Below are 24708 nucleotides of genomic sequence, written 5' to 3'. Positions count from 1 at the left end.
TGTCAATAAAAATGCCGCTATTTCTGGCCTTGTTTAACGAAATATGCGCGCCACATAGAACTGCAGAAGAAGCGTCACAATATTTCTCTTTCCGGATCGTCTACACGGGTATGGAACCGCCGCCCACCCCCAGCCCGCAGAGTACGCAGGACCGCGAAATCGCCGACACCGTCGCCCGCGAGCGCCCGAGGCTGCGCAATTTCATCCGCCGCCGCGTGCTCGACCAGGACGAAGCCGAGGACATTCTCCAGGACGTGTTCGAGGAACTGGTTCAGGCGTGGCGGCTGCCGGAGCCCATCGAGCAGGTTGGCGCGTGGCTCTTTCGCGTGGCGCGAAATCGCATCGTCGACCGGTTTCGCAAACGCAAGGAAGTGCCGCTCGTCGAGCCGCAAGAAGATGAAAGCGAATACCGCCTCGACCTCGCGCTGCCCTCGCCCGACGCCGGCCCCGAGGCCGCGTACGAGCGCGCAGCGATGCTCGACGCGCTGCGCTCGACGAATTGCCCGCCAGCCAGCGCGAGGTGTTCATCGCGCACGAACTCGACGGGCGCAGTTTCAAGGAGCTGGCCGCCGCGAGCGGAGTTGGCGTGAATACGCTGCTGGCGCGCAAACGTTATGCGGTGCTGCATCTGCGCGAACGTTTGCGCGCGTCATGGGACGACCTCGAGCATTGAACCGAAGGAGAATCAAATGAAGTTTCGCCGCAAAATATTCGCCAAGGCGCTGCTGATGGTAGCGGTCATCGCCCTGCTGGGCGCCATCGTCATGGGCCTGTGGAACTGGATCGCACCGGCGATCGTGGCCAATGCGCATGCCATCGACTATCCACGCGCGATCGGCTTGCTGGTGCTGTGCCGGATCCTGTTCGGCGGCTTCCGCGGCCATGGCGGCTGCCGCCGACGCATGCACTGGCACCAGTGGCAACAGTGGCAGCACATGACGCCGGAGGAGCGCGAGCAACTGCGCAATGGCGCCACGCCGCCCGCGCAGTAAGCCAGCCCATGGCCAGCCTCGCCCCGCCGCGGGCTGGCACAATCCCTTCATTGCCGATCCGCCAGGAAGCTCCATGTCAGATGTCGCCGCCCGCCGCCCTTCACGCGTCGCGCCCCTTTTCGCCCTTTTGCCCTTCCTGCGCCCCTATGCGGGACGCTGGGCGCTTGCTTTCCTCGCGCTCCTGACCTCGGCGGGCGCGACGCTCGCGCTGCCGGTGGCATTCAAGTATCTGATCGACCGTGGCTTCGCGAGCGGCGATCGCACGCATATCGACCGCTATTTCATCGCGCTCTTCGTGGTTTCGCTGATCCTCGCCGCGGCGACGGCGCTGCGCTTCTACTGGGTCTCGTGGCTCGGCGAGCGGGTGACGGCCGACTTGCGGCGCGCCGTGTACGACCACGTGATCCGCATGAGCCCGCAGTTCTTCGAGACCACCCAAACGGGCGAAGTGCTCTCGCGCCTGACCACCGACACGACCCTGATCCAGACCGTGGTGGGCACCAGCCTCTCGCTGGGCCTGCGCAACGTGCTCCTCACCGTCGGCGGCGTAACGATGCTCGTTGCGACGAGCCCGGTGCTGTCCGGCTACATCATCGCGACACTGGTCGTTGTGGTCGCACCTATCGTCATCTTCGGGCGGCGCGTGCGGCGGCTTTCGCGCGCGAGCCAGGACAAGGTGGCGAGCGCCAGCGCCCTGGCGGGCGAAGTGCTCAACGCCATGCCCACGGTGCAGTCGTATGCCCAGGAGTCGTTCGAGGCAAAGCGCTTCGGCGGCGCCGTGGAAGCGGCCTTCGAAACGGCGCTCACACGCATTCGGGCGCGCGCCGGGCTCACGGCCGTGGTGATCGTGTTCGTGTTCGCCGCTGTCGTGTTCGTGCTCTGGCTCGGCGCGCAGGCCGTACTGGCCGGGCAGATGAGCGCCGGCCAGCTGTCCCAGTTCATTCTCTACGCGGTGTTCACGGCCGGCGCCGTGGGCGCCGTTGCCGAAGTGTGGGGCGATCTGCAACGTGCCGCGGGCGCCACCGAACGGCTGCTGCAACTGCTCGCCGCGCGCTCGCCGGTGGCGCAGGCGGCGGCGACCGTGCCGCTGCCCGCTCACGGCGCGGGCATCCGCTTCGACAACGTTGGCTTCTCCTACCCTTCGCGCCCCGGCATTGCCGCGCTCGACGCCTTCTCGCTCGACGTGCGCCCGGGCGAGCATGTCGCGCTGGTCGGTCCGTCGGGCGCAGGCAAGACCACGCTCTTTCAATTGCTGCTGCGCTTTTACGACCCGCAATCGGGGAGCCTCAGCATCAACGGTGTGCCGACGCAACAGGTTTCGCTCGCCGCGTTGCGCCAGGCGATCGGCGTCGTGCTGCAGGAGTCGGTGATCTTTTCGGGCAGTGTGCTCGACAACATTCGTTACGGCTCGCCCGACGCAACACTCGAAGCCGTCCAGCGCGCCGCGGCCATGGCGGCCGCGGCCGGCTTTATTGAGGAACTGCCGCAAGGCTACGACACCTTCCTCGGCGAGCGCGGCGTACGCCTTTCAGGCGGTCAGCGTCAGCGCATTGCCATCGCGCGCGCGATCCTCAAGAACCCGCCCATTCTGCTGCTCGACGAGGCCACCAGCGCGCTCGACGCCGCGAGCGAACGCCTCGTGCAAACGGCGCTCGACAACGCCGCGCAAAACCGCACGACGCTCGTCATCGCGCATCGTCTCGCCACCGTGCAGCAGGCCGACCGCATCATCGTGATGGAGCAAGGCCGCATCGTGGCGCAAGGCCGGCATGCGGAACTGCTGCAGAGTTCGCCGCTTTACGCGCAGCTCGCGGCGCTGCAGTTCGGCGCGCAACACGCGCATACCGTCACGTAACCAGCAGCCGGGCGGCCTGGGCACGATTGGCGATTGCCTACCTGCGTTGTCGAACGTTCGCAAATCGAAGCGCCGCCCAAGCGTGGGTTAGCGCACATTCAAAGCTTTCAGAAAGATTAATCCTGCTTCCTGTCAATCCGCCCTCTGAATTTGCGGCGATCGTCGCCGCCACCACCTCAAAATAATCCATTCAGTCCGAAGTCGAACGGGGTCCTTCGCCGGCTCGCCCGCGAAGTGTCTTTTCTGCGATGAATTACTTAGGAGAACGACGATGAATCCCCAAGGTACACCGCGCAACCTCGTCGAAGCCCATGCGGGAATGAGCGGCCTGAACGAAGAGTTGACTTCGATGTTCCCGCCGCGCTTCAACCACTATGCCCCCGCGGACCTCGCCGTACTCGCGCGCGGCATGCAGTCGGCGGCGGATACCGTATCGAACGATCCCGACCCGGAGGAGAACCTGTATGTACCGGCCGGCTACACGTATTTCGGCCAGTTCATCGATCACGACCTGACGCTCGATACCACCTCGCAGCTGACCTTGATCCAGGCGCGCACGACCGGCCAGCTGCCGACCAACCTGCGCACGCCGCGCTTCGACCTCGACAACGTATACGGCCCGGGACCCGACGACGCGCCCTACATGTATGCGGACGAGAACCACCCGCACAAGGGGATTTATCAGGGCGCCTCGCTGATCGAAGGGCACGACGATCTGCCGCGAACCCAGAATGCCTACAACGCTCGCGCGATCATCGGCGACAAGCGCAACGACGAGAATTCTATCGTCTGCCAGATCCAGATGCTGTTCCTGCGTTTTCATAACCGCGTGGTCGCGCGGCTCGCGAAAGCCGACGCCACGCTGCGCGGCAGCGATCTGTTCGAAGCGGCGCGCACGCAGGTGCGCTGGGCCTATCAGCGCGTGCTGGTCGAAGACTTCCTGCATCGGATCGTCGATTCGTCCGTCGTCGACGCCTTCGTGACCGCGCACGACCAGGACCGCGCGCATGCCTACAAGCTCTATGGTCCGGGTCCCGCGAGACGCAACCTGCCGCGCGAATTCACGGGGGCCGCGTACCGCTACGGCCACTCGGGCGTGCGCAACGGCTATGTGCTGAACGACAATTTCAAGGCACCGATATTCGACGGCACGAATACGAACGCGGACAGCCTCGTCGGTTTCGACCGGTTGCCCGAAACACACGTGATCGACGACTGGCAGCGCTTCTTCCCGCGCGAGCATCCCTTGCCTGGCGAAAAAGGCGGCCCCGGACTCGACGGCGCGAACAAGCCCGCCGCCGGTGTTGCCGACGATGCTTCGAACGGCGTCAAGCGTCTGCAATACGCGTACAAGCTCGATCCATCGCTCGTCGATCCGCTTTCGCAACTCCCGCACAGCGTGTCCGAAGTGCCGATTCCCGCCGCGGCAGACAAGCTGGCATCGGCAAAGGGCTTTCGCTCGCTCGCCATGCTCAACCTGTTGCGCGGCAACGTCTATGGCCTGCCGAGCGGCGAGACGGTGGCAAGCGCGCTCGGCGTGCCGCCGCTCGGTTCCGACGAACTCGTGGTCCGTACCCAGGTTTCGAGCGATCCGTCGAAGACCTTCCGCTTCGATCGCATCGCCTCGCTGAATGCCGATGGCGCGAGCCCGGCGCTTGGCGACACGTTCAAGGACGACACGCCGCTATGGTTTTATATCCTCGCTGAAGCGCAAGTTCCGATGCTCGAGCTTGCGCCCATCGGCGAGACGTTCAGCGAGGACGCGATGCTCGGCACGCAGGACGGCAAGCTCGGCGTCGGCGCATTGACGCGTCTTGGCCCGGTGGGAGGCCGCATCGTCGTCGAGGTGTTCTACGGGCTGCTGGACGAGGACCCGGATTCGATCATCCATCGCACCGGCAGCGCGCCCGCGCTCGAGGCCGAGATCTTCAGCAACGCGCCCGCCACGTTCTCGCAGATCATCGCGTTCGCGACCGCCGGCGAATGGCGGCTGATACCGCTGAAGGCCGTCGTCGATCTGGCGGCCTGAAGTCCCCGCTACCGAGGGGCGGCCAGGCGCGCGACGCTGCGCGCCTGGCGCGGCAGCACGATATACATGCCCCATGCCACGAGCAGGATCGCACGCAGTGCGTTCGCGAGTGGCTGCGCAGAGGAGACCCCTACATTGGTAATGGCGAGGCTGGCCGGCAAGGTCCACGCGTAAGTGATCACGCCGAGCAGCGTGGCGCGCCAGAAGCCGAACTGCCGGGGCGCGGGCATGGCGTGCGCGGCCAGCCCGCGTCGCACCATGTACCCCACGAGCGGCAGGCTGAGCAGCAAATACGCGAGCATGGGCACGATGAAGGGCATGCCGGCAATCGCAAGGGAAACGGCCGGCGAGGATTGCGCGAGGTCGTGCGGAACCCGGTTCGCGGCGAACGCCATGAGCGGCGTCGCAATCTTTCCGAGCGAGAGACGCAGCACGGAGAAGGCCACCACGAAGAGCAGCGCGCTCGCGAGCCACTGACGCCAGGCGCAGGACCACCAGAGATAAAGACGCCGGCCGAACGACACCCCGGGAGTCAGCGTAAACAGCGCCCACTTGTCACGGCGCGCCCCGATGCATGCGAGCACAACGAACAGCATGCCCGCGATGACGAATACGTCCTCACTCCACACGATCAATTGCAGAGGCTGATCGACGCTCGCCGAAGCCGGCGTGGACGAAGCGAAATTCTGCAGATGCCGCGCAATGTACTCCGAAGGGCTGAGGGCCTGCGCGGATTCCTGTGGCGTCATCGCGCCTCCGTGTTGCGTGATGCACTGCCGCATGGCGAGTTCATTCAAAATACGCACACTGCATCACAACGTGATATATCATCGAGTTGTATAACAACGTCTCAACCCATGCCGATCAAGATGGAGCGATAGCGAGGGACGTATCACTTCCACCCGATCCGGCGAAGCCAACATCCCGGCCGATTGGGGCACGTTTTTTGCGCACCACCGGGACCCTGGTCATGCGTTTTGCATTGGCCATATCGCCCTTGCCTTGGGGGTGCGAAATGAATGTCGATCAACCGGGAGCCACGCTCCTTTCGGAGGAAGACGCCCATCGTCAGTTGCGCCGCGCTGTGATTGCCAGCACCATCGGCACGACGATCGAATGGTACGACTTTTTCCTCTACAGTATTGTCACCGGGCTTATCTTCGCGAAGCTCTACTTTCCCGAATCCGACCCGCTCGTTGGCACCCTGCAAGCTTTTCTGATCTATGCCGTAGGGTTCATTGCACGGCCAGTCGGCGCGGCCATCTTCGGCCACTACGGCGATCGCGTCGGCCGCAAAGCCACGCTGATCGTCACGCTGCTGCTGATGGGGCTCGCCACCTTCGCCGTGGCCTTTGTGCCGACCTATGCATCCATCGGCATCTGGGGCGCCGTTCTGCTCACAGTGCTGCGCTTCATTCAGGGCGTGGGCGTAGGCGGCGAATGGGGCGGCTCGGTCCTGATGTCGATGGAATGGGCGCGCACCAATTCGCACCGCGGCTTCGTCGCTTCGTGGCCGCAATTCGGCGTGCCGGCGGGACTCTTCATCGCCAATCTCGTGGTGCTCGCCGTCAGTGCGTTCTCCGGAGACGCCTTCATGACGTGGGGATGGCGGGTGCCGTTCCTGCTGAGCATCGTGCTCGTCGCGATCGGCCTCTATATCCGGCTGAGCATTCTTGAAACGCCGATCTTCGCGAAGCTCCTCGCCGAGAACAAAATCGAGAAGACGCCGATGCTCGAAGTCATTCGCCGCCAGCCCAAGGACATTCTCCTCTCGGCGTTGGCGCGCATGGCCGAACAGGCGCCGTTCTACATCTACACGGCCTTCGTCTTCACGTATGGCGTGAAGACGCTGCACGTTTCGCGCGACCTCATGCTCACCGCGGTTCTGGCGGCCGCCGTGCTGCAGTTCGCGACCATTCCGTTCTTTGGGCACATGTCCGACCTGATCGGCCGCAAGCGCATGTATATGATCGGCGCGTTGGCCGCGGGCATCTTCGGCTTTATCTACTTCGGCATGCTCGATACGAAAAACACGGCGTTGATTTTCGCGGCCGTGGTGCTGTCGCTCGTGCCGCACGCCATGCTCTATGGTCCGCAGGCGGCGTTCATCGCCGAATCGTTCACGGGGCGGCTGCGGTACAGCGGCGCCTCACTCGGTTATCAGCTGGCTTCCGTGATTGCGGGCGGCCCGGCGCCGCTGATCGCAACGGCGCTCTTCGCGTACTACCGCACGGGTTATGCCATTGCGATCTATATCGCCGTGTGTGGGGTGATCAGTCTGCTCGCCGCCTGGCGCATGGGCGATTACACGAACAAGGATATTTCGCGCGAATACGACGACGCGCGCGGAACAGGCGATCACGGGCACGCATCTCACCCTGCGTGATCGACTGCTGAAAAACACAGCGCGCCCCTGCTGGACGAATCCCGCAGGGGCGCGCTTCTTTTTACCCATCAACAGCGATCAGCGATCCTGAACGCTCAGACCTTCGGTGCCTTGTCGAGCACCACGCCCGTCGTCGGGTCGAGGTACAGCTTGCGGTCTTCGTGGCCGCGGCCGCGGCGGTCGAAGTCGAACATGCCCATGATGCTGCCCGACGTCGCATCGAACGAACCGCCGCCGATGCGCTGACCGTCAAGCCAGTTGTCTTCGATGAAACGCACCACGGAAGACTGGTCGATCAGCGTATGGTCGACGTAGTTCTCGCGCGCCCACGGCGAGATCACGACGAACGGAATGCGCGTGCCCGGACCGCAGCGGCCGTTCACGGGCTTGCCGTTCAGGCCGGCAGGCGCCGAACCCGTGCCGCAGATGCCGGCGGCCGTCAACTGGTCGGCAACGCTGTCGTACGAAGCGCTGGTGGGCTGCGCGTAGGCATGGTCGTACCAGCCGTCCGAGTCATCCCATGCCACGATCACGGCCGTATCTTCCCAGTCGTTCTGCTGCTGCAGGAAGTTCACGACCTTCGCGACGAACGCCTGCTCGTCGAGCGGATCGGAATAACCGGCGTGGCCGTCCTGGTAGGCCGGGGCCTTCAGGAAGCTCACCGACGGGAAATTGCCCGCCTTCACGGCAGCGAAGAAGTCGTCGGTATCGTACTGGTGATTCGCCGGGTCGGGGTTGCCGTTCTTGCCCTCGGTGTGCCCGATCGCGGCGAGCGAGCTGGGACGCAGGTGCTGCGGATTCGAGGTCGAAGCGTAGTACTGGAACCAGTTGTGGTGCGGAATATAGTCGGCCGTCGCCGCACCGACCACCGGCGAGAGCGTGCTGCGCTTGCAGCCGGTCGTGCCGTTGCTGTTCGTCGTCGCGAGGTTGAAGCCGCCCATGAAGCCGCCCCACGAGACGTTACGCGCGTTCAGCAGGTCGCCGATATTCTTGCCGGTCATCTGCGCCGTGTCGGTGGCGCTCGAGCAAAGATCGTAGGCCGGATCGACGTCGTTGATCATCGTAAAGCCGTTCTGGCCGTCGTTCACATAGTACGAACCGGCGACCGAAGGCTTCTTGGTTGTGAGTACAACCTTCATGCCGTTGGTCTGGCCCGAGACCACTTCGAGCGCGCCGGGCGTCGACGGACCGTAGGTCGACGTATAGGCGTTGTCGCTCATCGCGAAGTGCTGGGCGTAGTTCCACAGCGCCGTGACGGTGTTGCCGTCGTAATAGCCCATCACCTGGCCCTTCGTGCCGAACGCGCCCGCGCCGCCGCTCGTGCCGTTACCCGTGTACAACGGGAACAGGTCGGCGTGGCCGTCGTCGTATGCCTGCTGCTCGGCCGTATACGCGTGGTTCTGGTCGGCCGTGGCCGCCTGCGTGCGATCCAGACGGAACGGATTGGCTGCGCCCGTGCCATTGGCCGTGTTCGTGAAGTTCGGGTTCTTCGTCAGCAGCGTGCCAGAAAGACCGTTCACTTCGGGCGTACCGGGTTGCGCCCTGAATGCAGGCTCGCCGGACGGGTTGGTCGCGTGCGGATAAGTCGCGAAGTAATGGTCGAACGAAACGTTCTCGCCATAAATCACGACCAGGTGCTTGATCGGAGTGGCGGTGTGATTGTGTTCCGGATGATTCTTGTCGTGATCGTCACCAGCACTCCACGCAACTGTCGATGCGAGTGCTGCGGCTGTGAGCGAACCAACTGCGACATGACGCCATTGCATTTTCGGCTCCTGGTTGGTTTCGTATTGTCGGGATCACCGTGAAGCCGGGTGAAGGCGTTATGCAGCTCGCATCGTGGCGCTCATGCCAGCTGAATGCGGAGGCTACACGGCATGAGGATTAAAGCATCGGGGTATGAATGCTCAGCGTCAGACTCCTTACGAAATATTTTCGACTGGAAAGTTTGGCGCCGAATCGTCGAAGCGATAAAGCCAGACTAAATTCAGGTATGAAGATTGCGCAGCGCGCTGATGCGCACCGGTTAGCAAACAAGGTGAACTAAATGAACCGGGCCGCGACGCGGCGGCCCGAAAATGAACAGGCGGCCTAGATGAAACTGACGCCGCCGTTGACGGCAATGGTCTGCCCAGTGACGAAGCCGTTGCCGACCACCATCAACACGACCTGTGCGACCTCATCGGCTTCACCGAGGCGGCCAACGGGCAGCCGCTCGGCGACGTTCGCCGCTTTCAGCGGCGCGGCCATTTCCGTGTCGATGGGTCCCGGCGCCACGGCGTTCACGGTCACACCTTCCCGTGCCACGCGCGAGGCGTAGCCGCGCGTCAAGCCTTCGAGGCCCGCTTTCGAAGCGTTGTAATGAACGCCGACGAGGCCCGCGCCGCGCGCGGCCGCCGACGACAGATTGACGATGCGGCCCCAGCGGCGCGCGCGCATGCCGGGCAGCACCGCCTGCGTGCAAAGAAACGCCGACTTGAGATTGACGGCGAGCGTGTGGTCGAATTCGGCCTCTGTAAGCGACTCGATGTCGCTGAACGTGCCTGTGCCGGCGTTGTTCACGAGCACATCGACCGCGCCGAGGCGGCGCTCGATCTCGCCGATCATGCTCGTGACCTCGCTGGCCGACGACACGTCGGCGCGCACCGCGAGCGCGCGGCCCCCGGCGCTTTCGATCTGCGCGACGACCAGGTCCGCCTCGTCAGCGCGCTGGCGGTAGTTCACGCCGACCGCGGCGCCAGCCGAAGCCAGCGCCATGGCAATGGCGCGGCCGATCCCGCGCGAGCCGCCGGTCACGAGCGCAACGCGATGATTGAGGTCGGGTAAAAGAGCGGACATGGCGGACTCCTTCAGCGTTGGGTTGCCACTGCACCGCCGCCCTTGCGCAAGACGCTCGCCTTGACGCGCTCACGGCGCGGTGCCGATGCCGCCGCCCGGGCCCGCCAGTTCGCCGTCTACGCCCAGCCCGGCCGCATGGCCGTGGGCGTTCGCACGGCCGCCACGGCGCGAAAACGGCGGCGTGCGCAGCTTCGCGCGGCGACGCGGCCCGGAAACCGGGTCCAGATAGAACATGACGAGCGTGCCTGCCGCGGCGGCCGCCGCGAGATGGAACAGTGCCTTCATGGATGCCTCTCGATAGTTGCAACGCATGCAAAGCGCGGAGACCGGCGCGATCGGCGTGATCGAGTCGATCGGCCATTGCATCGATCCGCGCACCCATTATGCCGCCGACAGCTGGGCGCAGGCATTGCTCCTTTCGTTTGCAAAGCCCCTATGCCCACCCAGAATGAGGGACGATCATGCACCTCAATGTCGCTCAAAAACTCATCGCTTCGCATCTCGTACACGGCAAGCTTTCCGCGGGCGATGAAATCGGCATCTCCGTCGACCAGACCTTGACCCAGGACGCAACCGGCACGCTCGTCATGCTCGAACTCGAGGCCATGGGCCTCGATTACGCAAGAACGAAGCTCAGCGTGCAGTACGTCGATCACAACCTGATCCAGGAAGATTACCGCAATGCCGACGACCACCTCTTCCTGCGCAGCGCCGCCGAACGTTTTGGCCTGTGGTACTCGAGGCCCGGCAACGGCGTGAGCCACCCCTGTCATCAGGAAAACTTCGGCAAACCCGGCGCAACCCTGCTCGGCTCCGACAGCCACACGCCCGCGGCGGGCGCACTCGGCATGCTGGCGATCGGCGCGGGCGGGCTCGAAGTGGCGCAGGCCATCGCGGGCGAACCGTTCCTCACGCGCATGCCGCAAATATGGGGCATCCGGCTCACGGGCAGCCTGCCCGACTGGGTCAGCGCCAAAGACGTGATTCTCGAAATGCTGCGCCGCCATGGCGTCGATGGCGGCGTCGGCAGGATCATCGAATATCACGGCCCGGGTCTCGCGGGTCTGAGCGCGATGGACCGTCACGTCATCGCCAACATGGGCGCGGAACTCGGCGCGACGGCGAGCGTATTTCCCTCCGACCGCGAAACGCGGCGCTTCTTGCGCGCCTGGCAACGCGAGAACGACTGGAGCGAACTGGGCGCCGATGCGGGGGCCGCTTATGACATCGAGGACGAGATCGATCTCTCGTCGCTTGTGCCGCTCATTGCCATGCCTTCGAGCCCCGGCAATGTGGTCACCGTGAAAGAGGTGGCCGGCGAGCCCATTTATCAGGCCTATATCGGCTCCTCCGCCAATCCCGGTTACCGCGATTTCGCGGTCGCCGCGGCCATCGTGCGCGACAAGGCCGTGCACGAGCGCGTGTCGTTCGACGTCAATCCCACGTCACGCGCGCAGCTCGAGATGCTCTCGCGCGAAGGCTACGTACAGGATCTGCTGCACGCCGGCGCACGCTTGCATCAGGCGGGCTGCAACGGCTGCATCGGCATGGGCCAGGCGCCGGCCACGAGCACGCTGTCGCTGCGCACCGTGCCGCGCAATTTTCCGGGCCGCTCGGGCACGCCCGAAGACAAGGTTTGTCTCGTGAGCCCGGAAACCGCCGCGGCGTCGGCGCTCGCGGGGGAAATCACCGACCCGCGCACGCTGCCCATGCCCTACCCGCGCATCAGCGACCCCGATCACCCCATTGTTCATCGCGCCATGTTCGCGAGACCGCTGGCGCGCGCAGACGCGGCCGAAGTCGCCTTGAAGAAGGGCCCCAACATCGCGAGCCTGCCGGACTTCGAGCCCTTGCCCGAAAGCTTCGATTTACCCGTGTTACTGAAGGCGGGCGACAACGTGTCCACCGACGAAATCCTGCCCGCGGGCGCCCGCGTGCTGCCGTTTCGCAGCAACGTGCCGAAGCTGGCCGAGTTCGCCTTCGAGCGCATCGACGACACTTACGCGAAACGCGCGCGCGACACGGGCGATCACTGCGTGATTGGCGGCGGCAACTACGGGCAGGGCTCGAGCCGCGAACATGCCGCGCTCGCGCCGCGATTTCTCGGCCTGCGCGTGGTGATTGCCAAAAGCTTCGCGCGCATTCATGCCCAGAATCTCGTGAATTTCGGCATTCTGCCGCTCACGTTCGCCAATGAACAGGATTACGAATCGATCGAATCCGGCGACACGCTCCATTTCGAGGGCATCCAGACCGCGCTAGCCTCGGGCAAGCCGTTGAAGATCACGCTGGAGGATGGCAAACGCACGCTCGAAACCCGCCATACGTTGACGCAACGGCAGGTCGAGTACCTTCGCAGTGGCGGCGTGCTCAACTGGACGCAGCAACGACTGCAGCGTACGTAAGACGTGCGGCGTGGGCGCGAGCTCCGCGTTCAGGAAAAGCCTTCGTCCCAGCGTGTATCGCGCACCTGCACCATGCCCGCTTCCACGCGCACCGCGAACACCGCGACGTCCTCATACGCGGGCGGCGCGAGCACCTTGCCCGTCTTGATGCAAAAACGGGCGCCATGGCGCGGGCAAATCACCTCGTCGCCCTCCACGTCGCCGCCCGTGAGCACGCCGCCGTCGTGCGGACAGGTGTCCTCGATCGCATAACAGGTCCCGTCGAGATTGAATACGGCGACCGCTGTGCCGTCCACATCGACGCTGCGTACGGAACCCGGTTGAAATCCGGCGTATGGCGCCACGTCCACCCAGTCGGCCATGTCAGAGCATCCCCAGTTGCAGCAGCGCCGCTTCGGACATGCGCGCCCTCGTCCACGGCGGGTCCCAGACCAGCTCCACGTTCGTCTCGCTCACGCCTTCCACCTCGTTCACGTATTCTTCGACCGTGCCGGGGAAGGTTTGCGCGACCGGGCAGCCCGGCGCGGTCAGCGTCATGCGGATCGTCACGTGACCCGTTTCGGCGTCCACGTCCAGTTGATACACGAGCCCCAGATCGTAAATGTTCACCGGTATCTCCGGATCGAACACCGAGCGCAGCGCGTCGATCACGCGTTCGCGCAGGTCGTTGCTCGCCGTTTGCGTATTCATCGTCAATTGCCTCCAGGCACGCGCAGAGTCATTCCGTCGATACGGTCCCGCGCTCGTCGCGCAACGCGGCGTGCAGCGTGTGCCACGCGAGTGTCGCGCACTTGATGCGCGCCGGAAATTCGCGCACGCCCGCGAGCACCGCGAGCTTGCCGAGCCCTTCGGCAGAGGCCGGGCGGTCCGAAGGCGCCGTTGCCATGGCGTGAAAGCGTTCGAACAGCGCCTCGACTTCCGCTTGCGTGCGGCCCTTGAGCGCTTCGGTCATCAACGAGGCCGAAGCCGTTGCGATCGCGCACCCCGCGCCCTCGAAGCCGGCGTCCTTGACCACGCCGTCCTCGATACGCAGATACAAGGTGACGCGGTCGCCGCACAACGGGTTGTAGCCTTCGGCGCTATGCGTTGCACCGGGCACGGTGTGACAGTTCCGCGGCCGCCGGTAATGGTCGAAGATCGTTTCCTGGTACAGCTCGCGCAAGTCGCTCATAGCGGAAATACCTCCTCGACGCGCGCGAGGCCGTCCAGCAGCGCGTCGACTTCGGCGCGCGTGTTGTACAGCGCAAACGAGGCGCGCACCGTGGCCGGCACGCCATATCGGTCCATCACCGGCATCGCGCAATGATGGCCCGTGCGCACGGCCACCCCGCACTGGTCGAGTATCGTGCCGATGTCGTGGGCGTGCGCGTTCTCCATGACGAACGAGACGATGCCGAGTTTTTCTTTCGCCGTTCCAATCAATCTCACATTAGGCATCGTCCGCAATGCTTCGTCGGCATACGCTAGCAGATCGGCCTCGTGCCGTTGTGCCACTTCCAGGCCGATCGCACTGACGTAGTCCAGCGCAGCGCCGAGCCCGATCGCGCCGGCAATGTTCGGCGTGCCCGCTTCGAAGCGCCACGGAATGACGTTGTACTCGGTCTTCTCGAACGTCACGGAGCGGATCATGTCGCCGCCGCCCTGCCATGGCGGCATGGCTTCCAGCAGCACAGCCTTCGCATACAGCGCGCCAATGCCCGTGGGCCCGTAGATCTTGTGCCCCGAGAACGCGTAGAAGTCGCAATCGAGCGCGGCCACGTCCACGGGAAGATGCGCAATCGCCTGCGCGCCGTCGACCAGCACCGGCACGCCGCGCGCATGCGCAAGCTCGATCATCTGTGCAAGCGGATTGACGGTGCCCAGCGCGTTCGACGCATGCGCCACCGCCGCCATGCGCGTGCGCGGGCCGAGCAGGCGCGCGAAGGCGTCGAGGTCGAGCGTGCCGTCGTCGTCGATCGGCGCCACCTTCAGCAGCGCGCCCGTCTGCGCGCAGACGAGTTGCCACGGCACGATATTCGAGTGATGCTCCATCGCGGTGATGAGCACTTCGTCGCCGGGTTGAAGGCGCGGCCGCGCGTAGCTTTGCGCCACCAGGTTGATCGCTTCCGTGGTGCCGCGCGTGTACACGATCTCCTTCTCGTGCGCCGCGTGGATGAAACGCGCAATGCGCGCGCGGGCGCCCTCGTAGGCATCGGTCGCGCGCTGCGACAGCAGATGCACGCCGCGATGCACGTTGGCATTGTCGTGCTCGTAATAGGCCTGCTCGGCGGCGATCACGCTCGCGGGCTTCTGCGTGGTCGCCGCGTTGTCGAGGTACACGAGCGGCTTGCCGTGCACGCTTTCCCGCAGAATCGGAAAGTCGCGGCGCCAGCCGATGACCGCTTCGGCGTCGGGAATGCCCACCGGTTCGAGTAGATTCATGACAGTCCCCGCAGGTACTCGCCGCCGGGCAGGCGCGCGAGCAGCTGTTGTGTGAGCCGGCCGCGCAGCGCGGCGCTTTCCACGCGATCCACGCTCACGCGCGCGAACGACCACACGAGGAGCGCTCGCGCCATGCGCTCGTCTATGCCGCGCGAGCGCAGATAAAAGAGCGGGCTCTCGTCGAGCTGGCCGACGGTCGCGCCGTGCGTGCACTTCACGTCGTCGGCGTGAATCTCCAGTTGCGGCTTCGTGTCGATCTCGGCGTTGCGCGAGAGCAGCAGATTGTCGTTGCCTTGATGCGCGTTCGTCTGCTGCGCGTCCTGATGCACGATCACGCGGCCATCGAATACCGCATGCGAAGCGCCGTCGAGCACGCCGCGATAGTATTCCCGGCTCGTGCCGCGCGGCATCTCATGGTCGATGCGCGTGTGATGATCCACGTGCTGCCGCGCGCTGACGAAATACAGGCCGTTCAGGTCGGCTTGCGCGTCTTCCGCGTCGAGGCGCGTGTCGATCTGCGTGCGCGACAACGCGCCGCCGAACGCGAACGAGTGCGAGGTGAAGCGGCTCGCGCGCCGCTGCGAAACGCCCAAGTGCGCGATATGAAACGCGCTGCGCGCTTCCTGCTGGATACGGCAATGCTGAACGTCGGCCTCTTCGTCGGCGACGATTTCCGTGGCGGTGTTGACGAAATAGGCTTCGTCGGTAATGCCCGCGAACTGCTCGACGATCGAGCAACGCGCCCCCCGCTCCGCCACCACCGCGTTGAACGGATGCATGGCGAGCGCGGCCTCGCTGCTGAAGAACAGCACGTGCAGCGGCCAGTCCAGCGCGCAGCCGGGCGGCAGCACGACCACGTAGCCGTCGCTGCGAAACGCGCCGTTGAGCGCCGCGAAGCCGTCCTCGGGCGCACGCCGCGCCATGATCGATTCGACCCGCTCAGGAATCCTGCGCATCGCCTGCGCGAGCGTGCCGACGAACGCGCCTTCCGGCAAAGGCGGCAAGGACGAGAGCTTCGGCACGTGGCGGCCGTTCACGAACACGATACGGCCGCCCGCGTCGGCGGGCACGAGGTCGTCGATCAGGCGGGCGTAGTCGGTTTGCTCGCCGTCCGAAGGCATGAAATGCCAATGCGGCTTCGCAATCGGCATCACATTGGTGTATTTCCACGCTTCGAGTTGCGTGCCGGGAAAGCCCAGCGTCTCGAACCGGTCGAACGCGTGCCGTCTCGCCTTGCGCAACCACGGCAGCTCGACGCCCGCCAGCGTCCCCGCCATCGTGCGGAAGGCGTCGCGGTAATGCTCGCGCGTTGATTCGCTCATCGTTGCTCCCTGGCCGCTGCCGTGTGATGCGTGCCGGCGCCTTGCCCCGCTGCCGGTCCGTCGCCATCCTGCTCGCCGAGCCAGCCATAGCCCTTGCGCTCCAGCTCGAGCGCGAGCTCACGCGAACCCGAGCGCACGATGCGCCCCTGCGAAAGCACGTGCACCTGGTCCGGCACGATGTAGTCGAGCAGGCGCTGGTAGTGCGTCACGAGCACGATGGCCCGGTCCGCGCTGCGCATCTGGTTCACACCACGGGCGACGAGTTGCAACGCGTCGATATCGAGCCCCGAGTCGGTCTCGTCGAGAATGGCGAGACGCGGCTCCAGCACCGTCATCTGCAGCACCTCGTTGCGCTTTTTCTCGCCGCCCGAAAACCCTTCGTTCACGCCCCGATAGAGCAGGTCTTCCTTCATCTCCATGGCCGCCATTTTTTCCTTCACGAGCGCGAGAAAGTCCATGGCGTCGAGTTCCGCTTCGCCACGATGCTTGCGCTGCGCGTTGAGCGCGGCCTTGAGCAGATAGATATTGCTCACGCCCGGTATTTCCACCGGATACTGAAACGCGAGAAAGAGCCCGCGGCGCGCGCGCTCGTCGGGCGCAAGCGCGAGCAGGTCGCAGCCGTCGTACTGCACGCTGCCCCCCGTGACCACGTATTGCTCGCGCCCCGCCAGCACATGGGCGAGTGTGCTTTTGCCGGAGCCGTTCGGCCCCATGATCGCGTGAACCTCGCCCGCATTCACGCGTAAATCCACCCCGCGCAGAATCGGCTTGCTTTCCACTTCGACATTCAGATTGCGAATTTCCAGCATTCTTTTCTCCCTCTCAACCTACGCTGCCTTCCAGGCTCACGCCCAGCAGCTTCTGCGCTTCCACGGCGAATTCCATCGGCAGTTCCTTGAGCACGTCCTTGCAAAAACCGTTGACGATCATCGACACCGCGTCCTCCTCACTGAGCCCGCGCTGCCGGCAATAGAACAGCTGGTCTTCGCCGATCCGCGACGTGGACGCTTCGTGTTCGACTTTCCCGCTCGGGTTCTTCACCTCGATATAGGGAAACGTGAAGGCGCTGCAGCGGTCGCCGAGCAGCAGCGAATCGCACTGCGTGTAGTTGCGCGCGTTCTCGGCCGAGCGCGCCATTTTCACGAGCCCGCGATAGGCGTTCTTGCCGCGGCCGGCCGAGATCCCCTTCGAGAGAATCGTGCTGCGCGTATTGCGCCCGATATGCACCATCTTCGTACCGGTATCGGCCTGCTGATAGTGGTTGGTGAGCGCCGCCGAATAGAACTCGCCGATCGAGTTGTCGCCCTGCAGGATCACGCTCGGATACTTCCACGTAATGGCGGAGCCGGTTTCGACCTGGGTCCACGAGATCCTCGCGTTGGCCTCGCGGCAGTCGCCGCGCTTCGTCACGAAGTTGTAAATGCCGCCGCGCCCTTGCGCGTCGCCCGGATACCAGTTCTGCACCGTCGAGTAGCGGATTTGCGCGCCTTCCAGTGCGACGAGTTCCACCACGGCGGCGTGCAGCTGGTTTTCGTCGCGCATCGGCGCGGTGCAGCCTTCCAGGTAGCTCACGTAGGCGCCCTTGTCGGCCACGATGAGCGTGCGCTCGAACTGGCCCGTGTTGCGCGCGTTGATGCGGAAGTAGGTGGACAACTCCATCGGGCAGCGCACGCCCGGCGGGATATAGCAGAACGAGCCATCGCTGAAGACGGCCGAGTTGAGCGTCGCAAAGAAGTTGTCGGTGTACGGCACGACCGAGCCGAGATACCGGCGCACGAGGTCCGGATGGTCGCGCACCGCTTCCGAGAACGAGCAGAAGACGATGCCAAGCTCGCCCAGCTGCCGCCGGAACGTCGTGGCGACCGACACGCTGTCGAATACCGCGTCCACGGCCACGCCCGCGAGCATCTCGCGCTCCTGCAGCGGCACGCCGAGCTTTTCGTAGGTGCGCAGGAGTTCCGGATCGACTTCGGCGAGGCTCTTCGGACGGTTCGCCTGCGTATGCGGCGCCGAGTAGTAGGCGATGTCCTGGAAGTCGATGGGCGGGTGTTCGATGCTCGCCCAATGCGGCTCGGTCATCGTGAGCCAATGCCGGTAGGCGGCGAGCCGCCATTCGAGCATGAAGTCCGGCTCCTGCTTGCGCGCCGAGATGAGACGGATCACGTCCTCGGACAAACCACGTGGCAACGTGTCCGACTGCACGTCCGAAACGAACCCGTGCCGATATTCCCGCCGCAGCAATTCCTCGAATGTTTTCGCTTGTGTATCCATGACGTTATTACGGTCTCCTTTACACTCATGACCTCATTCTAGAACCCCTGGCAAAACCCTGGCATGGCCGGGGTTTAACCGCAGCGCATGACGCGCGCAGCAGGCACGCCCGATGCGAAAGACCCTTCTTGCAAGAGAGAAATGACAACGCATCCGCGTGAAGCCGACCCTTCCACTACTGGCCGTCAGTTTCTTCGCCGCGGACGTGCAGGCGGGCGCGGGCCCCTTTCTCGGCATCTATCTGCAGGCGCATGGCTGGACGCCCGAAACGATCGGCACCGTGCTGACCCTGGGCGCGGTGGTCGGCACACTCGCGACGGTGCCCGGCGGCGCGCTCGTCGACGCCGTTTATCACCGCCGCGCGGTGGTGGTCGGCGCCAGCCTGTTGACCATCGTGGCCGCTTGCGTCATCTGGCTCTCGCACGGCTACTGGCCGATCGCGTTTTCGCAGATCGCCACAGCCGTCGGGGGTTCGGTGATGGGCCCCGCGTTGACGGGATTGACGCTCGGCATGGTCGGCCGCAAGAACTTCGACCGGCAATACGGACGCAACCAGGTCGCGAACCATGCCGGCAACATCATCGCCGCGGCGTTGTCCGGCGCGCTCGGATGGTGGCTCGGCATTGCCTACGTGTTCGTGCTGGGCGCGGCATTCGGTCTCGCGTGCATCGCGTCCGTGCTGCTCATTCCCCCGCGTTCGGTGCACCGGCACTACGCGCGCGGCCTCGTGCACGACGACGCAAAAGATCGTTCGCAGGTGCGCGCCGAGCGCATGCGCATGCTGTTGCACTGCCGCCCGCTGCTGCTGCTCGCCGCGTCGCTCGCGGCGTTCAGCCTCGGCAATTCCGCCATGCTGCCGCTCTACAGTCTTGCCGTCGCGGCGGCGCATCACGGCGACGCCAACCAGATCACCGCCGCCAACATCATCATCTCGCAGGTCGTGATGCTCACGGCCGCGGTCTTCGCAAGCCGCATCATTCGCCGCTGGGGCTTCTGGTGGGTCATTCTCGCGACGCTCTTCACACTGCCGCTGCGCGGCGTATTCGCCGCGTGGCTGGCGTCGCCGTGGGGCATCCTGCCCGTGCAGGTCTTCGACGGACTCGGCTCCGGTTTGCAGAGCGTCGCCATCCCCGCCCTCGTGGTGCATTTGCTGCATGGCAGCGGCCGCGTGAATCTCGGTCAGGGCGCCGTGCTCGCGGTGCAGGCCGCGGGCGGCTGCCTGAGTCCGCTGCTGGGCGGGTGGCTCGCCAACCGCTTCGGCTATCCGGCGGCGTTTCTCGCGCTCGGCAGCCTCGCCGTCGTCGCGCTGGCCATCTGGGTCACACAGGGCGCGACCATCCGCCGGTCGTGCGACACGCGCCGCGACGAACTGGAACAACTCGCCGACGTCGACACATCGGCGTTTTTTCACTGACGACGATGGCCGCGAGTGCACGCTAGCAGGCATGCGATTCGCGACACCCTGCCGGCACATGACGAAGAATGCCAATGGAGAAGCCATGAAGCCACTGCATGTTCCCGTCTGGGGCGCGATCGCCTGTGTGGCGCTCGCCGCCTCCTCGCTGTCGGTCAACGCACAGACCCAAACGCCCGCTCATCCCCCTGCGCCGCCGATGGTGAAGCCGCCGGCAGCCGTGCCTGGCACGGCAAGCGACTCGAACCCCACCAACCCCGACAACATGCCTGTGAAAAAACCCAAGGGGCCCGCCACCCACGACAAGATGATGCGCAGCGACCCCGCCAGCGACGCTCAGGCCAAATAGCACAAAAAGAAGCGCAAAAAGAACTCACCATTGGCTGCACCAGGCTCTACCCTTAAACGATAGAACTCACGGAGGACCAAGATGAGAATCGAATTCACGAGTCGCCGTCACGCTGTGGCTGCCGCACGCGTCGCGTTCGAAGCCAACGTGGACAACCGCCCGGTATGGTGCAGCGTGTCGCTCGACGCGCTGAACGACCGCTTCGGCAACACCGGCACGTCGGCGCATGCGCTATTGAGCGCCTTCGAGGCGAACCGCCCGAGCATCGAACTGGCCGCGCGGCACGCGCTGGAGAAAAACGGGGGCCAGTCCGTGGAACTCGAAACACGCGATCTGGAGTAAGCGCGCCGACGCAAGCGCAACCGCAACCGGGTTCGAATCGTCAGCCGAGGTGGCCTGCTCCAGGCAGGCCTCGATACTTCCCCAAAGGACTCAAGAGCGCTCGTCCGAGTGCCAGTTTGGCGAAGCCGAAGTGTCCACAATGGCCGGCATCCGTACACACCCGCGCGGTTCAATTGCACATCGCAACCGGCTAATCTTTTCTTGCGTCCGCGACCAGCGCCACCCTTTCGTGTGCGTCGCGTTGTTTCCCCCGGCGCTTGCCGCGGAACGCACCCTGCCAGCCACACTACGCTTGAACCCGTTCGCCTCGACGCGACGGCCCTGACGTGACAAGGAGGCAGACATGGACGCACTACAGTGGGGAACCGCCATCGGCGTCATGGTATTGGTCATCGCGGCCACGGCCGTGATCGCGCACTATCGCCGCGAACGGCGCCGCGCAAGCCTGTTGCGCAACCTCCACCACCACAACGGCATCCGCTCTTCGCACCTGCGCTAGCCGGCCTCGCGCCAGGCGTCTTGCGCGCACGTCGCGAGCATAGCGCGCAGCCGTCCGATATCGGCGGGCTTCGCAAGATGTGCATGGAAGCCGGCCGCCAGCGCGGCCGCTCGGTCACCGTCCGAAACATGGCCGCTCAGCGCGACCAGCATCACGTCGGCGTGATCCGGCATGGCGCGCATGCGCTCCGCCAGCTCGTAGCCGTTCATGCCCGGCATGCCGATATCGACGAGGGCGAGATGTGGCTTCCATTGCCTCAACACAGTCAGTGCGCTCGTACCGTCGCCGGCCGTTCTGACTTCATGCCCTTCCAGCTCGAGCAACGCGCCGAGTGCGAAACACGCGTCGGCATTGTCGTCGACGATGAGCACGCGCGCCGGGCCGTTGCCCGCCAGCACGGCGGCGAGCGGCTTGACGGCTGCGGCGCTGCCGGTTCGCACGGGAATCGAGAGACGCGCCAGCGTGCCGCGCCCGATCCCCTCGCTCGTCACGAGAATCTCGCCGCCATGCAGCTGCGCGAGCCGCTGCGCGATGGGAAGCCCGATGCCGAGCCCCCCTTCCAGCCGCGCACTCTTGCCCGCGAATTGCGCAAACGGCTCGAAAATGCGCGAGAGCACGGCCGGGTCGATCCCGACGCCGTTGTCGCGAATCGAGATCTCGACGCAGCGTGCGTCGCCCGTGTCCTTGTGTTCGACGACGAGCGCGATCTCGCCACCGTCGGGCGTATAACGCACGGCATTGGACAGCAGGTTCACGATCACCTGCGTGAGCCGCGTCGGGTCGGCGAACAGCCGCAGGTCGCCGGCAAGCGGATGCACGCTCAGCGTATGCCTGCGCGCCTGCGCACGCTCGCGAATGGAGGCGAGCGCGTCGGAGAGGATTTCGTTCAACGACGCATCGGTGGGGTCGACGCTCAGCTTGTCATGGTCGAGACGCGAGGCATCCTGCAGTTCGTCCATCAGACGTTTGAGCTGCGCGATCTGGCGCTGCGCAACCGCGAAGTATTCGCGCTGCGGCGCGCGGTCTTCGGAGATCATCTGGAGCGCCTGGAACGCGTTTTCGAGCGGCGCGAGCGGGTTGCGGAACTCGTGCGCGAGCACGGCGATCACTTCCGAATAGCGCTGCGTCTGCATGCGGCTATGGTCGCGCGCCTCGACCAGATCGAGCGCCGAGCCGGCCACGGCGGCAAACTCGCTGAGCACGCGCTGGTCTTCGCGGGTGAAGCGCGAACGTTCTTCGAGCGAGGCGGCCCAGATCGCACCCAGTTGCCGCCCTTTCGAAACGATGGGCAGGATGAGCGCCTCCTGCACGACGGCGCATGCGGGGGCGAGAACCGGGAAATCGTCGCTCAGCGCGGTGAAAAGCAGCGGCTTGCCGGCTTCGAGCACGACGGCGCACGGACAGTCGCTCCAGTGGATTCGGGTTCCGCACAGGTTCGCGAACTTGCCGGCCACGCTGTGCCAGCGAAAGTAGCGCTCTTCGCCTTCGTGTTCCAGCAAACTGATGCCGGCCGATTGCGCGCAGCACAGACGCATTGCAAAGTCCGCAATCCTTTGCAACAACACTTCGCGCGAGTCCAGTTGCGCGGTGACCAGAGCGAGCAGCGCCTGATTCTCGCGCGCATGGTCGGGCGCGCGCGACGGCCGCGCATCGATGTCGGCGATGGCGGGCGACCTGCCTTCCGGTGCCATTGCGGTCTCCTCCGGTGGCCCGATGAAGCTATTTATGGCGTACGTAATAGGGCTGAGCCATTTTATGCACCGCCGGAAAGAATGTTAATTGCCGCAGGTCGTTCGTAATGACAGCATTTCGGACAGGCGCGTACTGCAAGCCGCAGCGCGAATTACGCGCAATACTGCCGACGAAAAAAGGCGGCGACTGTGACGGAAGGGTGACAAGGAAAACGCCCGGAAATGCCGGGCGTTTTCCTTGAAGGGGACGCCGGCGGCTTCAGACCTTGCGCGCGCGGAGATATTTGAAGAACTCTGCGCCCTCCTGCAGGCGCCGCTTCATCATTTCCCAGCTCACCAGCATCTCGCGGACGATTTCCCAGATCTTCGAGGGCCGGAAATAGAAGCGCTTGTAGAACTCTTCGACGCCAAGGTAGATCTCTTCGCGCGACAGATGCGGATAACCGATCGTCGAGGCCTGGGTGCCGGCCGAATTGATGAGCGTGATGACCTTGGTATCGTTCAGCCAGCCATTTTCGACCGCCTGCTTATGCAGCACCGTGCCGGGATAAGGCGCGGCGAGCGAGACCTGAATGGTATGGGGATTGATCTCTTTCGCGTACTGAATGGTCTTCTGGATCGTTTCGTGCGTCTCGCCCGGCAGGCCGAGGATGAAGGTCCCGTGAATCTTGATGCCGAGCTTGCGGCAATCCTCGCTGAACTGGCGCGCGAAGTCGGTGCGCACACCCTTCTTGACGTTGACGAGAATCTGGTCGTCGCCGGATTCGAAGCCCACGAGCAACAGCCGCAAACCGTTGTCCTTCATCACCTTGAGCGTCGAGTACGGCACGTTCGCCTTGGCATTGCACGACCACGTCACGCCCAGCTTGCCCAGCCCGCGCGCGATCTCTTCGGCGCGCGGCCTGAGATCCGTGAACGTGTCGTCGTCGAACATGATCTCCTTGATTTCGGGCATGTTGTCCCGAATCCATTTCACCTCTTCCAGCACGTGCTCGACCGAGCGCGTGCGATAGCGATGGCCCCCCACCGTATGCGGCCAGAGGCAGAACGTGCAGCGGGACTTGCAGCCGCGCCCCGTGTAGAGCGAGAGATACGGATGCTTGAGATAGCCGCTGAAATAATGCTCGGGCGTGAGGTCGCGCTTGTAGATCGGCGAGACGAAGGGAAGCTGATCCATGTCTTCGAGGATCGGCCGGGCGTCGTTGTGCATGATGCCGCCGTCGGGCAGCCGATAGCTCAGGCCCAGGATCGAGTCGAACGGCCGCCCCTGGGAGATCTCGAGACACGTGAAGTCGAATTCTTCGCGGCACACGAAATCGAGCGCATTGCTCGCGGTCAGCGAACCATGCGGATCGACCGCCACCTTGGCGCCGATCATGCCGATGAGAATCGTGCTCTTGCGCCGCTTCAGGTGCTCGGCGAACTGGATGTCGCTCTGGAACGAGGGCGAACTCGTGTGAATGATAATGAGTTCGTATTCCTGTGCAATATCCAGGGTCGCTTCGAGCGTCAGGTCGTCCGCGGGGGCATCCACCACGCGGCTGCCTTCGACCAGCGCGGCGGGCTGAACGAGCCACGTGGGATACCAGAACGAGCGGATTTCGCGCTTCGTCTGGAAGCGCGAGCCCGCGCCGCCATCGAAGCCTTCATACGAAGGTGCCTGCAGAAACAGCGTTTTCATGAATGCCCTCGGAGAAAAATCGTGAATTTGTCTCGAAGCCTACAAAAACATGACACTTTTGCTGGTTGGCGGCTTTGCCCGGGTCAAGAATACTACGACTTGCTGCCGCGGCACGTCGAAAAAACGTCTGTACCCGCTTATCGAAAGCCCCACTTAACAAGGCCGCCGCCGGTCGAACACAGTAGAACCCCCGCATTCGTCGGCATGAGCGAT

Annotated in this window: 21 protein-coding genes and 2 pseudogenes; 10 read left to right on the top strand and 13 right to left on the bottom strand. The window is 64.5% G+C overall.

The window, feature by feature from the left end; genetic code table 11:
• Positions 1 to 110: 110 nt before the first annotated feature.
• From AB4Y35_RS21700 to AB4Y35_RS21685, 4 genes and pseudogenes are all read left to right on the top strand, one after another.
• Positions 111 to 673: pseudogene (locus AB4Y35_RS21700) on the top strand (RNA polymerase sigma factor).
• A 16-nt stretch (positions 674 to 689) separates the two neighbouring features.
• Positions 690 to 992 carry a hypothetical protein gene (locus AB4Y35_RS21695; RefSeq protein ID WP_069262268.1) on the top strand — a complete coding sequence of 101 codons (303 nt, stop codon included), beginning with the start codon at positions 690 to 692 and terminating at the stop codon, positions 990 to 992.
• A 73-nt stretch (positions 993 to 1065) separates the two neighbouring features.
• Positions 1066 to 2847, top strand: coding sequence for an ABC transporter transmembrane domain-containing protein (locus AB4Y35_RS21690; RefSeq protein ID WP_368705866.1), 1782 nt, complete (start codon positions 1066 to 1068; stop codon positions 2845 to 2847).
• Between the two features lie 271 nt (positions 2848 to 3118).
• A complete protein-coding gene (locus AB4Y35_RS21685) occupies positions 3119 to 4876 on the top strand; it encodes a peroxidase family protein (protein WP_368705865.1) in 1758 nt (585 codons plus the stop codon).
• Between the two features lie 8 nt (positions 4877 to 4884).
• Here the strand turns inward: AB4Y35_RS21685 and AB4Y35_RS21680 are convergent, their stop codons facing one another.
• Positions 4885 to 5625 carry a hypothetical protein gene (locus AB4Y35_RS21680; protein ID WP_368705864.1) on the bottom strand — a complete coding sequence of 247 codons (741 nt, stop codon included), beginning with the start codon at positions 5623 to 5625 and terminating at the stop codon, positions 4885 to 4887.
• Positions 5626 to 5891: 266 nt separating this feature from the next.
• On the opposite strand from AB4Y35_RS21680, the gene AB4Y35_RS21675 reads away from it, so the two are divergent.
• On the top strand, positions 5892 to 7262 hold the full coding sequence (locus AB4Y35_RS21675; protein WP_368705863.1) for an MFS transporter: 1371 nt from the start codon (positions 5892 to 5894) through the stop codon (positions 7260 to 7262).
• A gap of 95 nt (positions 7263 to 7357) precedes the next feature.
• Here AB4Y35_RS21675 and AB4Y35_RS21670 read toward each other — a convergent pair.
• From AB4Y35_RS21670 to AB4Y35_RS21660, 3 genes and pseudogenes are all read right to left on the bottom strand, one after another.
• Positions 7358 to 8917 (bottom strand): annotated as a pseudogene (locus AB4Y35_RS21670) (phospholipase C); the annotation flags it as partial.
• 436 nt (positions 8918 to 9353) lie between these two features.
• Entirely contained in the window at positions 9354 to 10100 is a 747-nt protein-coding gene (locus AB4Y35_RS21665; protein ID WP_368705862.1) for an SDR family NAD(P)-dependent oxidoreductase, read from the bottom strand.
• A gap of 69 nt (positions 10101 to 10169) precedes the next feature.
• Positions 10170 to 10385 (bottom strand): hypothetical protein, encoded by a 216-nt coding sequence (locus tag AB4Y35_RS21660; protein WP_368688047.1) that lies wholly within the window; start codon positions 10383 to 10385, stop codon positions 10170 to 10172.
• A 176-nt stretch (positions 10386 to 10561) separates the two neighbouring features.
• On the opposite strand from AB4Y35_RS21660, the gene AB4Y35_RS21655 reads away from it, so the two are divergent.
• Entirely contained in the window at positions 10562 to 12505 is a 1944-nt protein-coding gene (locus AB4Y35_RS21655; protein WP_368705861.1) for an aconitate hydratase, read from the top strand.
• A 29-nt stretch (positions 12506 to 12534) separates the two neighbouring features.
• Here AB4Y35_RS21655 and AB4Y35_RS21650 read toward each other — a convergent pair whose 3' ends face one another.
• Genes AB4Y35_RS21650 through sufB form a run of 7 tightly spaced genes read right to left on the bottom strand, consistent with a single transcriptional unit; the run spans position 12535 to position 18519 of the window.
• Complete coding sequence (locus AB4Y35_RS21650) at positions 12535 to 12867, bottom strand: non-heme iron oxygenase ferredoxin subunit (RefSeq protein ID WP_368705860.1); 333 nt, start codon at positions 12865 to 12867, stop codon at positions 12535 to 12537.
• A 1-nt stretch (position 12868) separates the two neighbouring features.
• Complete coding sequence (locus tag AB4Y35_RS21645; protein ID WP_368694772.1) at positions 12869 to 13195, bottom strand: SUF system Fe-S cluster assembly protein; 327 nt, start codon at positions 13193 to 13195, stop codon at positions 12869 to 12871.
• A 28-nt stretch (positions 13196 to 13223) separates the two neighbouring features.
• A complete protein-coding gene (gene sufU, locus AB4Y35_RS21640; protein ID WP_324141839.1) occupies positions 13224 to 13676 on the bottom strand; it encodes a Fe-S cluster assembly sulfur transfer protein SufU in 453 nt (150 codons plus the stop codon).
• Entirely contained in the window at positions 13673 to 14926 is a 1254-nt protein-coding gene (locus AB4Y35_RS21635) for a SufS family cysteine desulfurase (RefSeq protein WP_368705859.1), read from the bottom strand. Before AB4Y35_RS21635 ends, sufU begins: the two co-directional genes overlap by 4 nt.
• Complete coding sequence (gene sufD, locus AB4Y35_RS21630; RefSeq protein WP_368705858.1) at positions 14923 to 16248, bottom strand: Fe-S cluster assembly protein SufD; 1326 nt, start codon at positions 16246 to 16248, stop codon at positions 14923 to 14925. The genes AB4Y35_RS21635 and sufD overlap by 4 nt, the downstream gene beginning before the upstream one ends.
• Positions 16245 to 17057, bottom strand: a complete 813-nt coding sequence (gene sufC / locus AB4Y35_RS21625; protein WP_368705857.1) for a Fe-S cluster assembly ATPase SufC — start codon at positions 17055 to 17057, stop codon at positions 16245 to 16247. Before sufC ends, sufD begins: the two co-directional genes overlap by 4 nt.
• Positions 17058 to 17070: 13 nt before the next feature.
• Positions 17071 to 18519: a Fe-S cluster assembly protein SufB gene (gene sufB, locus AB4Y35_RS21620; RefSeq protein WP_368705856.1), complete on the bottom strand. Its 1449-nt coding sequence runs from the start codon at positions 18517 to 18519 to the stop codon at positions 17071 to 17073.
• 157 nt (positions 18520 to 18676) lie between these two features.
• Here sufB and AB4Y35_RS21615 point away from each other — a divergent pair, with 157 nt between their 5' ends.
• The 4 genes from AB4Y35_RS21615 to AB4Y35_RS21600 all read left to right on the top strand — a co-directional run bounded on the left by AB4Y35_RS21615 (position 18677) and on the right by AB4Y35_RS21600 (position 21123).
• Positions 18677 to 19933, top strand: a complete 1257-nt coding sequence (locus tag AB4Y35_RS21615) for an MFS transporter (RefSeq protein ID WP_368705855.1) — start codon at positions 18677 to 18679, stop codon at positions 19931 to 19933.
• A gap of 85 nt (positions 19934 to 20018) precedes the next feature.
• Complete coding sequence (locus AB4Y35_RS21610) at positions 20019 to 20282, top strand: hypothetical protein (RefSeq protein ID WP_368705854.1); 264 nt, start codon at positions 20019 to 20021, stop codon at positions 20280 to 20282.
• A gap of 81 nt (positions 20283 to 20363) precedes the next feature.
• Positions 20364 to 20624: a DUF1488 domain-containing protein gene (locus tag AB4Y35_RS21605; protein WP_028204289.1), complete on the top strand. Its 261-nt coding sequence runs from the start codon at positions 20364 to 20366 to the stop codon at positions 20622 to 20624.
• 343 nt (positions 20625 to 20967) lie between these two features.
• The gene (locus tag AB4Y35_RS21600) at positions 20968 to 21123 is read left to right on the top strand and encodes a hypothetical protein (protein WP_169739106.1); all 156 of its coding nucleotides are present in this window, start codon (positions 20968 to 20970) and stop codon (positions 21121 to 21123) included.
• Here AB4Y35_RS21600 and AB4Y35_RS21595 read toward each other — a convergent pair.
• Both AB4Y35_RS21595 and hpnJ read right to left on the bottom strand, forming a co-directional pair.
• A complete protein-coding gene (locus tag AB4Y35_RS21595; protein WP_368705853.1) occupies positions 21120 to 22814 on the bottom strand; it encodes an ATP-binding protein in 1695 nt (564 codons plus the stop codon). The genes AB4Y35_RS21600 and AB4Y35_RS21595 overlap by 4 nt on opposite strands.
• A 259-nt stretch (positions 22815 to 23073) precedes the next feature.
• Positions 23074 to 24495, bottom strand: a complete 1422-nt coding sequence (gene hpnJ, locus AB4Y35_RS21590) for a hopanoid biosynthesis associated radical SAM protein HpnJ (protein ID WP_368688057.1) — start codon at positions 24493 to 24495, stop codon at positions 23074 to 23076.
• Positions 24496 to 24708: the final 213 nt, after the last annotated feature.

This window comes from Paraburkholderia sp. EG286A, assembly GCF_040965375.1.
Taxonomy (GTDB): domain Bacteria; phylum Pseudomonadota; class Gammaproteobacteria; order Burkholderiales; family Burkholderiaceae; genus Paraburkholderia.
Note: the sequence above shows the minus strand (reverse complement) of the source record. Positions and strands in the feature narration are given on the sequence as shown.

Excerpts from the sequence above, each read along its gene's own strand:
- AB4Y35_RS21685 (WP_368705865.1), top strand. The coding sequence starts at position 3,119 with ATGAATCCCCAAGGTACACCGCGCAACCTCGTCGAAGCCCATGCGGGA.
- AB4Y35_RS21675 (WP_368705863.1), top strand. The coding sequence starts at position 5,892 with ATGAATGTCGATCAACCGGGAGCCACGCTCCTTTCGGAGGAAGACGCC.
- AB4Y35_RS21610 (WP_368705854.1), top strand. The coding sequence starts at position 20,019 with ATGAAGCCACTGCATGTTCCCGTCTGGGGCGCGATCGCCTGTGTGGCG.
- AB4Y35_RS21635 (WP_368705859.1), bottom strand. The coding sequence starts at position 14,926 with ATGAATCTACTCGAACCGGTGGGCATTCCCGACGCCGAAGCGGTCATC.
- AB4Y35_RS21655 (WP_368705861.1), top strand. The coding sequence starts at position 10,562 with ATGCACCTCAATGTCGCTCAAAAACTCATCGCTTCGCATCTCGTACAC.
- sufB (WP_368705856.1), bottom strand. The coding sequence starts at position 18,519 with ATGGATACACAAGCGAAAACATTCGAGGAATTGCTGCGGCGGGAATAT.
- sufD (WP_368705858.1), bottom strand. The coding sequence starts at position 16,248 with ATGAGCGAATCAACGCGCGAGCATTACCGCGACGCCTTCCGCACGATG.
- AB4Y35_RS21595 (WP_368705853.1), bottom strand. The coding sequence starts at position 22,814 with ATGGCACCGGAAGGCAGGTCGCCCGCCATCGCCGACATCGATGCGCGG.
- AB4Y35_RS21645 (WP_368694772.1), bottom strand. The coding sequence starts at position 13,195 with ATGAATACGCAAACGGCGAGCAACGACCTGCGCGAACGCGTGATCGAC.
- AB4Y35_RS21695 (WP_069262268.1), top strand. The coding sequence starts at position 690 with ATGAAGTTTCGCCGCAAAATATTCGCCAAGGCGCTGCTGATGGTAGCG.
- AB4Y35_RS21650 (WP_368705860.1), bottom strand. The coding sequence starts at position 12,867 with ATGGCCGACTGGGTGGACGTGGCGCCATACGCCGGATTTCAACCGGGT.
- hpnJ (WP_368688057.1), bottom strand. The coding sequence starts at position 24,495 with ATGAAAACGCTGTTTCTGCAGGCACCTTCGTATGAAGGCTTCGATGGC.
- sufU (WP_324141839.1), bottom strand. The coding sequence starts at position 13,676 with ATGAGCGACTTGCGCGAGCTGTACCAGGAAACGATCTTCGACCATTAC.
- AB4Y35_RS21600 (WP_169739106.1), top strand. The coding sequence starts at position 20,968 with ATGGACGCACTACAGTGGGGAACCGCCATCGGCGTCATGGTATTGGTC.
- AB4Y35_RS21690 (WP_368705866.1), top strand. The coding sequence starts at position 1,066 with ATGTCAGATGTCGCCGCCCGCCGCCCTTCACGCGTCGCGCCCCTTTTC.
- sufC (WP_368705857.1), bottom strand. The coding sequence starts at position 17,057 with ATGCTGGAAATTCGCAATCTGAATGTCGAAGTGGAAAGCAAGCCGATT.
- AB4Y35_RS21660 (WP_368688047.1), bottom strand. The coding sequence starts at position 10,385 with ATGAAGGCACTGTTCCATCTCGCGGCGGCCGCCGCGGCAGGCACGCTC.
- AB4Y35_RS21605 (WP_028204289.1), top strand. The coding sequence starts at position 20,364 with ATGAGAATCGAATTCACGAGTCGCCGTCACGCTGTGGCTGCCGCACGC.
- AB4Y35_RS21680 (WP_368705864.1), bottom strand. The coding sequence starts at position 5,625 with ATGACGCCACAGGAATCCGCGCAGGCCCTCAGCCCTTCGGAGTACATT.
- AB4Y35_RS21665 (WP_368705862.1), bottom strand. The coding sequence starts at position 10,100 with ATGTCCGCTCTTTTACCCGACCTCAATCATCGCGTTGCGCTCGTGACC.